The following is a 13,574-nucleotide window of genomic DNA, read 5'->3' as shown; positions in this document are numbered from 1 at the left end:
CAGCGGGCCCGCTCCTTCCAGCCGAGAGGATGCGGGCCCGGATCGCCCTGTGCCCGTGCGAGAGGCCCCGCGCCCGCCTCGTCGAAGGCGGTCAGCGCCTCGACGAGGGCCTTTCGCGTCGGGCCGCCGCGGGCTAGGGTTTCGGCGCAGGAGTCACACACGAGGAGCCAAGACATGGTCGGTTATCCGAGCGCGCGTTGACGTTGTGGGCCGTGACCGGCCTGTCATCGCGTGCTGCCCTTGATGTTGCGGCACAGCGAGCCTTTCCCTGCCTGAACCGTCGGTGCAGCTTTCCTCTGCTCGGTGGCGGGCCTCGTTGTCGGCAACCCAAGGGATTCCCGTGCCGTCCGGTTCCTCCGCTGTATCCGATTCCGGTCGACCTGTTCCGTCCAGCCTGTGGCGGGACGTCGACTTCCGCAGACTCTGGATGGGGCAGACAGCCTCCCAACTCGGTGAACACGCAAGTCTGGTGGTTCTGCCGCTCTTCGCCGTCCTGACGCTCCACGCCAGTGCCGGCGAACTGGGTGTCCTTCGCGCGGTGGGGCAGGCGCCGATCCTGTTGCTCTCGCTCTTCGTCGGCGCGTGGGTGGACAGGTGGCGGACCCGCACGACGATGGTGCTCACGGACGTCGGTCGGGCCCTGGCCCTGGGCACCGTCGCCATGGCAGGCCTCTTCGGCTGGCTCGGATTGCCCGCGCTGCTCGCGCTCGCCTTCGCCGTCGGGGCCCTGTCCGTGTTCTTCGACGTGGCATACCAGGCGTCTCTCGTACGACTGGTGGAACGCGACCAACTGGTGCGCGGCAACAGCGCGCTGGAGGGCAGCCGGTCCGCGGCGCAGATCGGCGGTCCCGCTCTCGGCGGTGCGTTGGTGTCGCTGCTGTCGGCGCCGATGGCCGCCGCCTCCAGCGCGCTGTTCTTCGCGCTGTCGTTCCTGTCGATCCGGCGGATCCGCCGATCCGAATCGGTCCCCGAGCGCCCGGCACACCCCCCTCGGGTCTGGCGGCGGATTCATGAGGGCCTGCGTTTCGTCGCCGGCGACACCGCGCTTCGGACCGTGTGCCTGGCTTCGGCCGCTTTCCAGTTCTCTTTCGCGGCCATGATGACCGTCTATCTGCTGTTCCTGCCCCGGGAACTGCACCTGTCGGGCACCGTCGTGGGGCTGGCGCTCGCGGCGGCGGGACCGGGTGCGCTTGTGGGCTCACTGCTGGCCGCGCGCCTGCCGAGCCGGTTCGGTCATGGTGCGGTGCTCGTGTGTGCGGCGGCACTGGGCGACGGCGTCTTCCTGTGTGTGCCCGCGCTGCACGGCTCCTCCGCGGTGACGGTTCCCGCGCTTCTCGCGGTCGGCTTCGTGTTCGGGCTCGGCGGCCAGTTGGTGAACGTCACGGTCATGGCCGTCCGGCAGGCCGTCACTCCGGACGGGATGCAGGGCCGCGCGGCCGCGACGATCACGTTCGTCGGCATGGGGCTGACCCCGCTCGGTTCTCTTGTCGGCGGATTTCTCGCGGCGGAGTGGGGGCTGCGCTCCAGCCTCCTGGTGACGGCCGCGGGCATGCTGCTGTCCCCAGTGATCATGGCGTTGTCCCCCCTCGCACACCTGGGACGGGAGCTTCCGGCCCCGCACGACGCGTAGCCGACGGCCGCCCCCTGAAGCCCACGAGACGCCGCCGCCCATATGGCGGGAACCCCGACCCCTACGAGTGACCGACGGGATTCGCGTCGACGTCCGCCAAGGCGCCTGTACGACCATCGCAGCCATGCTCATCCTGCTCATCGGCAGCGCCTACAACAGCCTCACCCAGCGCGTGCACGCCGAGTTGCGCGAGCGCGGGCACCGCGTCGCCGTCGAGGTGACACCGCGCGGCGACGACGTGCGGACGGCCGTCCGGCGGCACGCCCCCGACCTGGTCGTGGCGCCGATGCTGAAGGCCGTCGTACCGCGCGATGTGTGGTCGAGCCACACCTGCCTGATCGTCCACCCCGGCCCCGTCGGCGACCGGGGGCCCTCCTCGCTGGACTGGGCCATCCACGACGGCGTCGACGAGTGGGGCGTGACCGTGCTCCAGGCCGACGAGGAGATGGACGCCGGGCCGGTGTGGGCCACCGCCGCATGCCCCGTCCCCCGCGTGGGCAAGAGCGATCTGTATCGGAACGAGGTGTCCGACGCGGCCGTCCAGGCCGTGCTGCTGGCCGTGGAGCGGTTCGCCTCCGGCCGGTACGTGCCGTTGGAGCAGGGCACTCTGCCGACGGCGCCCGGCGCGCGGACCAGGCCCGTGATGCGCCAGGAGAACCGCCGTATCTCCTGGGCCGACGACTCCACCGACGCCGTGCTGCGCACCCTGCGGGCCGCCGACTCGCAGCCCGGCGTGCTCGACGAGTTGCTGGGCGGGGAGTGGTTCCTGCACGGCGGTCGTCCCGAGTTCCGGCTGCGGGGGCGGCCCGGGGAGCTGCTGGCCACCCGGGCGGGTGCCATCTGCCGGGCCACGACCGACGGCGCCGTGTGGATCCCCGAGCTGCGGGCGCGCACGGCGGCCGGTGCCCCGCGCGCGTGCAAGCTGCCCGCCGTGACCGCGCTCGCCGGGCGGCTGCCCCCGCTGCCGACCGCCAAGGACGCCACCTGGTCCGACATCCGGTACCGGGAGGACGGGCCGGTCGGTGTCCTGTCGTTCTCGTTCCCGGGCGGCGCGATGTCCACCGACCAGTGCCGACGCCTGCTGGCCGCCTACCGGGCGGCGTGCGAGCGGCCGACGTCCGTGCTGGTGCTGGGTGCCGCGCGGGACTTCTTCTCCAACGGGATCCATCTGGGCGTCATCGAGGCCGCCGCCGATGCGGCCGCGGAGTCCTGGGCCAACATCAACGCGATGAACGACCTCGTCGAGGCGGTGCTCACCACGACCGACCGCGTCGTCGTGAGCGCCGTCGGCGGCAACGCCGCGGCGGGGGGCGTGATGCTGGCGCTGGCCGCCGACGAGGTGTGGTGCCGTTCGGGCGCGGTGCTCAATCCGCACTACCGGCGCATGGGGCTGTACGGGTCCGAGTACTGGACGTACAGCCTGCCCCGCCGGGTCGGGACGGCCGGGGCGGAGCGGCTCACCCAGGACGCGCTGCCGGTCACCGCGGCCCGGGCCCGGGACATCGGGCTGATCGACCGGGTGGTCGAGTGCGCTCCGGAGCGGTTCACGGCCGAGGTCACCTTCCTGGCCCACCGGCTGGCGGCGTCCCCGCTCGCGCAGTCGCGCGTCGCCGCGAAGAAGGCCGAGTGCGAACGCCGGGAGGCCGTCACCCCGCTGGCGGCGGTCCGCGAGCGGGAGCTCGTCCGCATGCGCAGGATCTTCTCGGACCCCGGCGCGCCCTACCACGCGCTGCGCAGGGCCTTCGTACGCAAGGAGCCGGTGCCGCCGGGTGGCGGGACCTCCACGACAAGTGCGGCCGGATGATGTCTCAGGAGGTGCGCGCCGGACGCCCCAGGGCGTGGGAGAAGTTCGACATGCCTGACGAGTCGACCGGCGTCGGCTTCGCCGACGAGGCAGCCGCCGCCGAGATCCGGGAGGACGCATGAACGCCGCCACCGCCCCCAGCCCGCGCACCCTGGTCGCGGGGGCGGGCAACATCTTCCTCGGCGACGACGGCTTCGGCGTCGAGGCCGCACGTCTGCTGTCCGGGCAGGAACTGCCGCCCGGCGTGGAGGTCGCCGACATCGGCATCCGCGGGGTGCATCTGGCGTACCAACTGCTCGACGGGTACGACACCCTCGTCCTCCTCGACGCGACCGCGCGCGGCGGGAAGCCCGGGACGCTCTACGTGATCGACGCGGCGGAGCCGGGCAGTCGCCGGCCGCCGGAGGGCGTTTCCCTCGACGGCCACCGGATGTCGCCCGACGCCGTCCTGGCCCTGCTGGACACCCTGTGCGCGGGCACCGGTGCCGCACCGCCGCGGCGCACGCTGGTGGTGGGGTGCGAGCCCGCCACCGTCGGGGAAGGCATCGGCCTCAGCCCGCCCGTCGCCGCCGCGCTGCCGGAAGCGGTGCGCATGGTCGGCGAACTGGTCCGTCGTCAGTCGGCCGTGCGGGACCGCGCTGAAGGTGTCGTGGGGGAAGCCGCCGTATGACCCGTGGAACTGCGCATTCGCCGCATGTGACACCGACCGCGCGTGCGCGCCGACCGGGTGCACCGAACGGGCCAGGCATCCGTGTGACCCCGGCGCGCCGCCCGGTCCGCCGCCGGATCCCCGCCGTGTAATGGGCGCCCAGGACACATCCGCGGGCCCGGGACGGAGACCGATGCACGAGATGTCCGTCGCCCTGTCGGTCGTGGACCGGGCCGAGCGAGCGGCACGCTCCCGCGCGCATCCCCACGCCACCCATCTCAAGGAGAGCTGACCATGTGCCGCGCAGTCGACCTCCGGCAGGCGGTGCTCGCCAAGAACACGATGGCGGCCCGCATCCTGCGTACCGAACTGACCGCCCGGGGCACGACGGTGGTCAACCTCCTGTCCAGCCCGGGCAGCGGCAAGACGGCCCTGCTGGAGCGGGAGCTGCTGCTCGCCCGGGAGCGCGGCATCCCGACCGCCGCCCTCACCGCGGACCTGGCCACCGAGAACGATGCGGTACGGCTGGCGCGTTCGGGTGTGCCGGTCAAGCAGGTGCTCACTGACGGGCTGTGCCATCTGGAGGCGGACATGCTGGCCGGGCATCTGCACGAGTGGCTGCCCGACGACACCCGCCTGCTGTTCGTGGAGAACGTCGGCAACCTGGTGTGCCCCGCCTCGTACGACCTCGGCGAGTCGCTGCGGGTGGTGCTGGCGTCGGTGACGGAGGGCGAGGACAAGCCGCTGAAGTACCCGACGGCGTTCGGGCTGGCCCAGCTGGTGCTCGTCACCAAGTCCGACCTGGCCGGACCGGCCGAGTTCGACGAGGCCGCCTTCCGGGCGCATGTCCAGCAGGTCAACCCGGGCGTCGAGGTGGTGCTGACGTCCGTGCGGAGCGGCGAGGGCGCCGGTGTCCTGGTCGACCGGGCGCTGGCGGCCGCCGACGGGGCGTCCGTCCACGCACCGGTGATGGCCCGGGTCGAGGCGTGAGCACGACGCCGGAGGTCGACGCGGTCCCGGACGTCCGTACCGCCCCCGCCGCGCGGCGGGCCCGGGTCGTCGTCCGGGGTGTGGTGCAGGGCGTGGGTTTCCGGCCGTACGTGTACGGCCTCGCCACGGATCTCCGGCTCGCCGGCCATGTCACCAACACCGGCGACGGCGTGCTCGTCGAGGTCGAGGGCGCGCCGGAGGCCGTCGATCGGTTCTGTACGCGCATCGCGCCCGACGCCCCGCCGCTCGCGATGGTGGAGTCGGTGCAGGCCACCGACCTGCCCCCGGCCGGCGGCAGCGGCTTCACCATCATCCCCTCGCGCGCGACCGGTTCCGTCCGCACCCTGGTCGCCCCCGACACCGCGACCTGCGCCGACTGCCTCGCCGAACTCACGGACCCCGCCGACCGGCGCCACCGCCACCCCTTCATCACGTGCACGCACTGCGGGCCGCGCTTCACCATCGTGACCGGACTGCCCTACGACCGTGAGCACACGACGATGGCGGGCTTCCCGCTGTGCCCCGAGTGCACCCGCGAGTACCACGACCCCGCCGACCGGCGCTTCCACGCCCAGCCCGTCGCCTGCCCGGACTGCGGCCCGCGCCTGTGTCTCGAAGTGGCGCACGGCGACACCCCCGGCGGCGACCCCGTCGAGGCCGCGCGCGCCCTGCTCGCCGCGGGGGCCGTTCTCGCCGTCAAGGGCGTCGGCGGCTACCACCTCGCGTGCGACGCGACGCATCCGGGCGCGGTCGCCGGGCTGCGCCGCCGCAAGGCGCGGGGGGACAAGCCGTTCGCCCTCATGGCCGGGGATGTCACGGACGTCGAGCACCTGGTACATGTGGGGCCGGTCGAACGGGAGTTGCTCACCGGGCGGGTGCGGCCGATCGTCCTGATGCGGCGGCGCCCGGGCGTCCGGGACACACCGCCGGTGCCCGCCGACGCCGTGGCGCCCGGCAGCCCGGACCTCGGCGTCATGCTGCCGTACACGCCCGTGCACCACCTGCTGTTCGGGAGTGTGGGGGCTCCCCGGCTGCTGGTGATGACGAGCGGCAACCTCTCCGGCGAGCCCATCGTCACCGACGACGGTGAGGCCTTCGAACGGCTGGCGGGCCTGGCCGACGCCTGGCTCACCCACGACCGGCCCATTCACGTGCCGTGCGACGACTCCGTCGTGCGGGTGTGCGACGGCGAGCCCTTGGTGCTGCGCCGCTCGCGCGGGTACGCGCCGCTGCCGGTCACGCTGCCCGTGCCGGTGTCCCCCGCGCTCGCCGTCGGCGGCGACCTGAAGAACGTCTGCTGCCTCGGCCAGGGCGACAAGGCGTGGCTCTCCGCCCACGTCGGGGACATGGACGACCTCGCCACACAGCGGGCGTTCGACCGCGCGGAGCGGCAGCTGGAGTCCATCACGGGCGTTGGACCGGCCCTCCTCGTCACCGATACCCACCCGGCGTACCGGTCGGGCGCGTGGGCGCGGCGGCACGCGGGCGGGCGCCCTGTGGTGCGGGTCCAGCATCATCACGCGCATGTCGCCGCCGTCATGGCCGAGCACGGCCTTCAGGCGGGCAGCAGGGTGATCGGGGTCGCCTTCGACGGCACCGGGCACGGGGACGACGGGGCCGTGTGGGGCGGTGAGTTCCTGCTCGCGGGCTACGACGGTTTCCGCCGGTTCGCGCACCTGGCGTATGTGCCGCTGCCCGGTGGGGACGCGGCGGTGCGGCGGCCGTACCGCATGGCGCTGGCGCATCTGCACGCGGCGGGCCTCCCGCCCGGCCCGGACCTGCCGTGTGTCGCCGCCTGCCCGGACGAGGAACTTCCGCTGCTGCTCCGGCAGTTGGAGCGGGGGCTGAACTGCGTGCCCACGTCCAGCATGGGTCGGCTCTTCGACGCGGTGTCGTCCCTGGCGGGAGTCTGCCACCACGTCGGCTACGAGGCGCAGGCCGCGATCGAGCTGGAGGGGGCCGCCGTGTCCGCCGGTGTCGTCGAGGACGACGACCCGCGGTACAGCTTCCGCCTCGCGGGCGCGGAGCCGGTCACCGCCGATCCGGGGCCCTTGCTGGCGGCGGTCGCCGAGGACGTACGGGCGGGCGTTCCCGCGGGTGTGGTCGCGGCGCGTTTTCATCTGGCCGCAGCCCGGCTGGTGCGGGCGGTGTGTCGTGCGGCCCGCGAGGCGACGGGGCTGAAGACGGTGGCCCTGAGCGGGGGTGTGTTCGCCAACACGCTGCTGTCCTCGGCCTGTGCCCGCGGGCTGCGCGCGGACGGGTTCACCGTGCTGCGGCACCACCGGATCCCGCCGAACGACGGCGGGCTGGCCCTCGGCCAGCTCGTGGTGGCGGCCCGCGCGGCGGACCGACCCGCATGGAGTGAGTGAGGAGACACGTATGTGCCTGGCAGTACCCGGCAAAGTGCTGGGCATCGAGGAGCGGGACGGCACCCGCATGGCCAGCGTCGATTTCGGCGGTGTGGTCAAGGAGGTGTGCGTGGAGTACCTGCCGGACCTCCAGGTCGGCGAGTACGCCATCGTCCATGTCGGGTTCGCCCTGCAACGGCTGGACGAGGAGTCGGCCCGCCGGACGCTCGAGCTGTTCGAGACCCTCGGCATGCTCCAGGAGGAGTTCGGCGATCCGTGGGAGCAGGCCGCGCGGGCGGCGCAGCCCGAGGCCGGGGAGGTGCGGCAGTGAGGTACATCGACGAGTTCCAGGACCCGGAGCTGGCGGCGCGGCTGCTCGACGACATCCGGGCCACGGTGACCAGGCCATGGGCGCTGATGGAGGTGTGCGGCGGCCAGACCCACACCATCATCCGGCACGGCATCGACCAACTGCTGCCCGACGAGGTCGAGTTGATCCACGGACCGGGCTGTCCCGTGTGCGTGACGCCGCTGGAGGTGATCGACAAGGCGCTGGAGATCGCCTCGCGGCCCGGGGTGATCTTCTGTTCCTTCGGTGACATGCTGCGGGTTCCGGGGACCGGGCGTGACCTGTTCCAGGTGCGCGGGGAGGGCGGTGACGTACGTGTGGTGTACTCCCCGCTCGACGCGCTGCGGATCGCCGAGGAGAACCCGGACCGGCAGGTCGTGTTCTTCGGCATCGGCTTCGAGACGACCGCCCCGCCCAACGCGATGACGGTCCATCAGGCCCGCAGGCGCGGCATCCGCAACTTCAGCCTGCTCGTCTCGCACGTCCGGGTGCCGCCCGCGATCGAGGCGATCATGCAGTCGCCGAACTGCCGGGTGCAGGGATTTCTGGCGGCGGGCCATGTGTGCAGCGTGATGGGCGTCGAGGAGTACCCGGCGCTCGCGGAGCGGTTCCGGGTGCCGATCGTGGTGACCGGGTTCGAGCCGCTGGACATCCTGGAGGGCGTACGGCGGACCGTACGGCAGCTGGAGCGCGGCGAGCACACGGTCGACAACGCCTACCCGCGCGCGGTCCGGCCCGAGGGCAACCGGGCGGCCCGGGCGATGCTGGACGACGTCTTCGAGGTCACCGACCGGGCCTGGCGCGGCATCGGGGTCATCCCGGACAGCGGCTGGCGGCTGTCCGACCGCTACCGGGACTACGACGCCGAGCACCGCTTCCAGGTCGGGGACATCACGACGCGGGAGCCTGCGGAGTGCCGCAGCGGTGAGGTGCTGCAGGGGCTGCTGAAGCCGCACGAGTGCGAGGCGTTCGGCACGATGTGCACTCCGCGTACGCCGCTGGGGGCGACGATGGTGTCCAGCGAGGGGGCCTGTGCGGCGTACTACCTGTACCGGCGGCTGGACCTGCCGGACCGGGCGACGCCGGTGACCGTGACGACTCCGAGCCAGGAGGGCAGCTCCCTTGTCTGAGACCACCGCCGCGCCGGACATGCTCTCCTGGACCTGCCCGGCGCCCCTGCGGGACCGGCCGCGCGTGGTGATGGGCCACGGCGGGGGCGGGGCCCTGTCGGCCGAGCTCGTCGAGCAGGTCATCGTGCCCGCGCTCGGTGGGCGGGAACCGGCTCCGCCGACCGACTCCGCGACCGTCGAGCTGGGCGGTGCGCGGCTCGCCTTCTCCACGGACTCCTTCGTCGTGCGGCCGCTGTTCTTCCCCGGCGGCAGCATCGGTGACCTCGCCGTCAACGGCACGGTCAACGACCTGGCCATGAGCGGCGCCCGCCCGGCCTTCCTCTCGTGCGGGCTCATCCTGGAGGAGGGCGTCGGGATCGACACCGTCGCCAGGGTGGCCGAGGCGCTCGGTGCCGCCGCCCACGCGGCCGGAGTGCGGGTCGTGACGGGTGACACGAAGGTCGTCGAGGCCGGGCACGGCGACGGCGTCTACATCAACACCTCCGGCATCGGCCTGATCCAGTCCGGCGTCGACCTGCGCCCCGAGCGGGTCGTTCCCGGGGACGTCGTCATCGTCAGCGGGGCCGTCGGCGTGCACGGCGTGGCCATCATGAGCGAGCGGGAGAACCTGCGGTTCGAGGTCGAGATCGTCAGCGACTGCGCGCCGCTCGGCGGGCTGGTCGAGGCGATGCTCGCCGTCACCCCGGACCTGCGGGTGCTGCGTGACCCCACCCGCGGGGGCCTGGCCGCCTCCCTCAACGAGATCGCCACGGCCTCGGGGACCGGGATCGTCGTGCAGGAGCGTGCGGTGCCGGTACCGGCCCCTGTGGCCAGTGCCTGCGCCATGCTGGGCCTCGACCCGATGTATGTGGCGAACGAGGGCAAGCTCGTCGCCTTCGTCCCCCGCGAGCACGCCGACGCGGTCCTCGCCGCGATGCGGGCGCACGAGCGGGGGTCCGAGGCGGCGATCATCGGCGAGGTGGTCGCGGACCATCCGGGCATGGTCGTGGCCCGCACCGGGCTCGGCGGGACGCGGGTGGTGGACATGCCGCTGGGCGAGCAGCTGCCGCGGATCTGCTGACCGGCCCGCTCCGGGCGCTGCGTCAGCCGGTCGTGCCGCGTCGGCCGGGGCGGGTGTCGAGGGTCCAGGTGTAGGTGCAGCCGGGGCACTGGAGGTGGACGCGGGGACCGTCGTTGCCTATCAGGTAGCGCCAGTGCGTCGGGCAGGTGCGCCGCGCCGCGCAGGTCACGCAGTCGCGGGCGTCGTCGCAGCCGGGGCAGGGCACCCAGGCCCGGCGGGCCCGGTCGGCCTGTGGGTCAATGGGCAGCCGCATCGCCCGCGTCCCGCCCCGGCAGCACACCGGCCGCCACCAGCATGGCGTACGTCCGCTCCTGCTCCTCGCTGAGGCCGGAGTACAGCAGGGCGTGGGCAGCCTCCTCCGACCGCAGCGCGGCCACGGGGTCCCAGTCGGGCCCGAGCGCCGCCATCACCTCGGCCCGTCGACGGGCTTCCTCCCGCGTCAGGTCGATGGTGAAGGGCACGAGGTCGGGGGTGGGGCTGTCATCCATGGGGGCGGTGCTTTCACGGGGGAACATGCTGGCCCAGCCACGTCTACCAGGCGTGCTGTCCTGCGTGAAGCGGATGTGACGGATGCCATCGCAGGGGACGCGGGAGATCAGGCCGCCTGATCGTCCCGGTGTGCCGGTTCGTCGCGGTGCGGGCGGCCGGTCGGCCAGGAGCGTGCGGGTACGGCCGTACGACCCACCGCGGCCGCCAGCTTGCGCAGTCGGCGCCAGTCCAGGCGGGGCGGCAGGTCGGGGACGCCGGGCCGCTCGCGGGGGACGCGTACGCGCAGGGCACGGCGTTCGATGCGGCAGCGCACGGGGGTGCTCAGGGTGACCGCCTCGCCGTCGAGGCCGACCTCCAGCTGCGGCCCGTCGGCGTCGATGATCACCTCGTGGGCGGTGAGCGCCCCGAACCCCTGTGGGTCGAGCAGCAGCTCGGCCGCCTCGATGGCGCTGTCCACCTTCACGGAGAGCACCCCGAGCCTGCCGGAGTTCAGCCGCTGGCGCCGGCCGAAACCGAGGGGGTCGTCGATGCGGTAGGGGTTGTTGCTCACCAGCACGGCCTGTGGATCGGTGAACGTCGTGCCGTCGGCGTGGGCGGTCAGGCGCGGGCCGCGCTGCCGGGTGAGCAGGTCGGGCAGCAGCTCCAGCGCCGTACCGACCTTGTCGTCGCGGTAGCCGGGGCTCTGCACGACCGCGCCGTACACCCCGAAGGACGCGTTGTTGACGAACGGGCGGTCGTTCGCGAAGCACAGGTCCACACGGAGTTCGACGCCGTCCGTGAGCGCGTCGAGGCAGGCGGCGGGGTCGTCGCGGTCCAGGCCGAGGTCCATGGCGAAGTGGTTGCGGGTGCCGGCCGAGATCACCAGGAACGGCAGTCCGTGCTTCGCGGCCACCGCCGCGACCAGCGCCTGTGTACCGTCACCGCCCCCGACACCCAGGAGGTCGGCGCCGTCGGCCACGGCCTGCCGCGCGAGCGCGGCGACGTCCTGGTGGTGCTCGGGGTCGAGCAGCACGACCCGGGCACCGAGGCTCTCGGCCTTCTCGCGCAGCGCGAACTTCTCCACCTTGCCGCCGCCCGAGCGCGGATTGAGCAGGAGGAAGGGGCGCTTGGGGGGCGGGGTCCGGTACTCCTTGAGTCGCCCCTGCCGCAGGCCGGTGCTGCGCAGTGCGTATCGGCCGCTCCACACGGCCGCGCACCACAGCAGCCCGGAGACGGTGACCACCCACAGCAGGTTCGCCCGCTCGAAGAGCGCGACGACGCCGACGGGGGCGGCGACGGCCAGCAGGGCGGCGGCGACCCGCGCGGCCCCTCGGCGGGACAGGGCCCACCACAACGCGGCACAGGTGAGGCCGAGGCCCGCGAGGCCCACGACGAGCAGGACCAGGCCGCCCACACCGCCCTGCACCAGCGGCAGCAGCACTGCCACGGCCGCCGCCGCGAGGGCTCCCCTGGCGGCCCAGATCTGCCGGCTGTGCCGCCACTCCGCCGATGTCGATCCCACAGGTCCCCCTCCAGACGCGTCCGGCCGGGTCGCCGTCCGTGCGGTTCCAAGGTCTCATGCGGGGCAGGGCCGATGTAGAGGGGGCCGGGATCGCGGCGCAGCACCCGGCGCACCGAGGCCGGCCGCTCTGCTCCGTTCGAGTGGTGCGTTCCCCCACACGGTCGTAGCGTCGGAACGAGTCGACCCGGACAAGGCGGCGCACAGACGCGGCGCACAGGCAGCGCGGACGCAGGACGACGGCGGGGAGCAGACATGAAGAGGCACAGCATGCGGGCGGCCATCACGCTCTGCGCCGCGGCAGCGCTCACAGCGACCTTGGGCACCGCCTCCGGAGCTCCGTCGAACGCGCGCACGACGCAGCAGCAGGCGAAGGATCCCGTGCTGGTCGACTGCTTCTGGCGCCCCACGACGCGTCCCGCCGAGTTCATGCTGGCCTGCGGCGACGGCAACAGCCGTCTCGCCTCCCTGGAGTGGTCGCGCTGGGACGGGCACGCGGCGGTGGCCAAGGGCGTCAACTGGGTCAACGACTGCAAGCCGTACTGCGCGGCGGGCCGGTTCCACTCGTACGCCGTGACGGTGCGGCTGGACGACCCGAAGCCGTGGAAGAAGAACCCGGACCTGCGGCAGTACGGCAAGATCAGCCTGACTTACACGGACGGCAGGCCGGAGGGGTTCCCGAAGGTGGTCACGTACCCCTTGTGGAGCTGAGCCGAGGACGGCTCCGGGTAGGGGCGTCGCACGGGTCGCCGACCGGACACATCACACAAACAGGCGATCATGACCCTGTTACGTCTTGATGACGTATGGGACGAAGTCGTGGCACCGGCGAGGGCAACGAACGCCCGTCGAAGCGGGTCGTACGAAACGTAACGCCGCGAAAGCGCACGACACTCTGGGGGAAACATGAACGTCCGTGTCCGACTTGGCATCGCCGCCCTGGCGGCAGGGGCCGCTGTCGCCCTGACCGCTGTCCCGGCGACCGCCGGCCCGGCCGCCTCCGGCACACCCCGGTTCCTGGCGCCGGGCGAGCTGCCGCCGCACCCGACATCGCCCTGGTACGCCGGGCCCGTCACCGCCGGGCAGCCGGACCCGCTGCCCGTCTGCGTCGGTGAGGCGCTGCCGTCGATCGCCACGCACCGCTCGTACTGGACGGAGTTCGACACCAACGCCCTGCAGGTCACGGTGGTGGAGCGGAACGAGCGGCGGGCCAAGGAGTTCGCCGCGCTGCTGCGCAAGGATCTCGCCGACTGTGCCAAGAAGCTGATGGAGCAGTACCCGGACATGACCGCGGCCAAGAAGTACTACGGCCGACTGAACGTCGAGGAGGGCGCCCACGTCTACGGCATCCACACGCTGCAGGAATGGGGCGCCTCCGACATCGCCCTGTTCTCGGTCGGCCGGGACGGCAGGACCGTGACGGTCGTCAAGTGGGCGCAGATGGGCACGTTCCAGCACGCCCAGGTCGCCGACTTCAAGGCGACGGCCGTGAAGGCCGTCAAGAAGCTCTACTGACAGCGTGAGCGGTGCGGCTCCGGCTCGTAGGGCGCCGGAGCCGCGACGACCGACTGGAGGCCGCGACTGCTCGGGCCTGTCCGGCGGATCGGATCGCAGGGAAGCGGCCTAA

The 13,574-nt window shown here is 73.0% G+C and carries 14 protein-coding genes; 11 read left to right on the top strand and 3 right to left on the bottom strand.

Annotated elements, in window-relative coordinates; genetic code table 11:
• Positions 1-340: 340 nt before the first annotated feature.
• The 9 genes from KWI83_RS32410 to hypE all read left to right on the top strand — a co-directional run bounded on the left by KWI83_RS32410 (position 341) and on the right by hypE (position 9,960).
• A complete protein-coding gene (locus KWI83_RS32410) occupies positions 341-1,630 on the top strand; it encodes an MFS transporter (protein WP_308122305.1) in 1,290 nt (429 codons plus the stop codon).
• A gap of 124 nt (positions 1,631-1,754) precedes the next feature.
• A complete protein-coding gene (locus KWI83_RS32405; protein ID WP_218517961.1) occupies positions 1,755-3,434 on the top strand; it encodes a hydrogenase maturation protein in 1,680 nt (559 codons plus the stop codon).
• Complete coding sequence (locus KWI83_RS39270) at positions 3,431-3,556, top strand: hypothetical protein (RefSeq protein WP_256363113.1); 126 nt, start codon at positions 3,431-3,433, stop codon at positions 3,554-3,556. The genes KWI83_RS32405 and KWI83_RS39270 overlap by 4 nt, the downstream gene beginning before the upstream one ends.
• A complete protein-coding gene (locus KWI83_RS32400) occupies positions 3,553-4,104 on the top strand; it encodes a hydrogenase maturation protease (RefSeq protein WP_218517960.1) in 552 nt (183 codons plus the stop codon). The genes KWI83_RS39270 and KWI83_RS32400 overlap by 4 nt, the downstream gene beginning before the upstream one ends.
• 273 nt (positions 4,105-4,377) lie before the next feature.
• On the top strand, positions 4,378-5,073 hold the full coding sequence (gene hypB, locus KWI83_RS32395) for a hydrogenase nickel incorporation protein HypB (protein ID WP_218517959.1): 696 nt from the start codon (positions 4,378-4,380) through the stop codon (positions 5,071-5,073).
• Positions 5,070-7,442 (top strand): carbamoyltransferase HypF, encoded by a 2,373-nt coding sequence (gene hypF, locus KWI83_RS32390; RefSeq protein ID WP_218517958.1) that lies wholly within the window; start codon positions 5,070-5,072, stop codon positions 7,440-7,442. Before hypB ends, hypF begins: the two co-directional genes overlap by 4 nt.
• Before the next feature lie 10 nt (positions 7,443-7,452).
• Positions 7,453-7,752 carry a HypC/HybG/HupF family hydrogenase formation chaperone gene (locus KWI83_RS32385; protein WP_218517957.1) on the top strand — a complete coding sequence of 100 codons (300 nt, stop codon included), beginning with the start codon at positions 7,453-7,455 and terminating at the stop codon, positions 7,750-7,752.
• Entirely contained in the window at positions 7,749-8,900 is a 1,152-nt protein-coding gene (hypD, locus tag KWI83_RS32380; RefSeq protein ID WP_218517956.1) for a hydrogenase formation protein HypD, read from the top strand. The genes KWI83_RS32385 and hypD overlap by 4 nt, the downstream gene beginning before the upstream one ends.
• Positions 8,893-9,960: a hydrogenase expression/formation protein HypE gene (gene hypE / locus KWI83_RS32375; RefSeq protein ID WP_305733703.1), complete on the top strand. Its 1,068-nt coding sequence runs from the start codon at positions 8,893-8,895 to the stop codon at positions 9,958-9,960. The genes hypD and hypE overlap by 8 nt, the downstream gene beginning before the upstream one ends.
• Positions 9,961-9,982: 22 nt before the next feature.
• Here hypE and KWI83_RS32370 read toward each other — a convergent pair whose 3' ends face one another.
• The 3 genes from KWI83_RS32370 to KWI83_RS32360 all read right to left on the bottom strand — a co-directional run bounded on the left by KWI83_RS32370 (position 9,983) and on the right by KWI83_RS32360 (position 11,950).
• Positions 9,983-10,213, bottom strand: coding sequence for a hypothetical protein (locus KWI83_RS32370; protein WP_218517955.1), 231 nt, complete (start codon positions 10,211-10,213; stop codon positions 9,983-9,985).
• Positions 10,197-10,448, bottom strand: coding sequence for a DUF6400 family protein (locus tag KWI83_RS32365; protein ID WP_218517954.1), 252 nt, complete (start codon positions 10,446-10,448; stop codon positions 10,197-10,199). The genes KWI83_RS32370 and KWI83_RS32365 overlap by 17 nt, the downstream gene beginning before the upstream one ends.
• 107 nt (positions 10,449-10,555) lie before the next feature.
• The gene (locus KWI83_RS32360) at positions 10,556-11,950 is read right to left on the bottom strand and encodes a diacylglycerol kinase family protein (RefSeq protein WP_218517953.1); all 1,395 of its coding nucleotides are present in this window, start codon (positions 11,948-11,950) and stop codon (positions 10,556-10,558) included.
• A gap of 252 nt (positions 11,951-12,202) precedes the next feature.
• On the opposite strand from KWI83_RS32360, the gene KWI83_RS32355 reads away from it, so the two are divergent.
• Both KWI83_RS32355 and KWI83_RS32350 read left to right on the top strand, forming a co-directional pair.
• A complete protein-coding gene (locus KWI83_RS32355) occupies positions 12,203-12,658 on the top strand; it encodes a hypothetical protein (RefSeq protein WP_218517952.1) in 456 nt (151 codons plus the stop codon).
• A gap of 195 nt (positions 12,659-12,853) precedes the next feature.
• On the top strand, positions 12,854-13,462 hold the full coding sequence (locus tag KWI83_RS32350) for a hypothetical protein (RefSeq protein ID WP_218517951.1): 609 nt from the start codon (positions 12,854-12,856) through the stop codon (positions 13,460-13,462).
• Positions 13,463-13,574: the final 112 nt, after the last annotated feature.

Origin of the sequence: Streptomyces sp. TRM70350 (assembly GCF_019219825.1) — a bacterium.
Lineage (GTDB): Bacteria > Actinomycetota > Actinomycetes > Streptomycetales > Streptomycetaceae > Streptomyces.
This window is presented reverse-complemented; position numbering and strand designations above follow the sequence as displayed.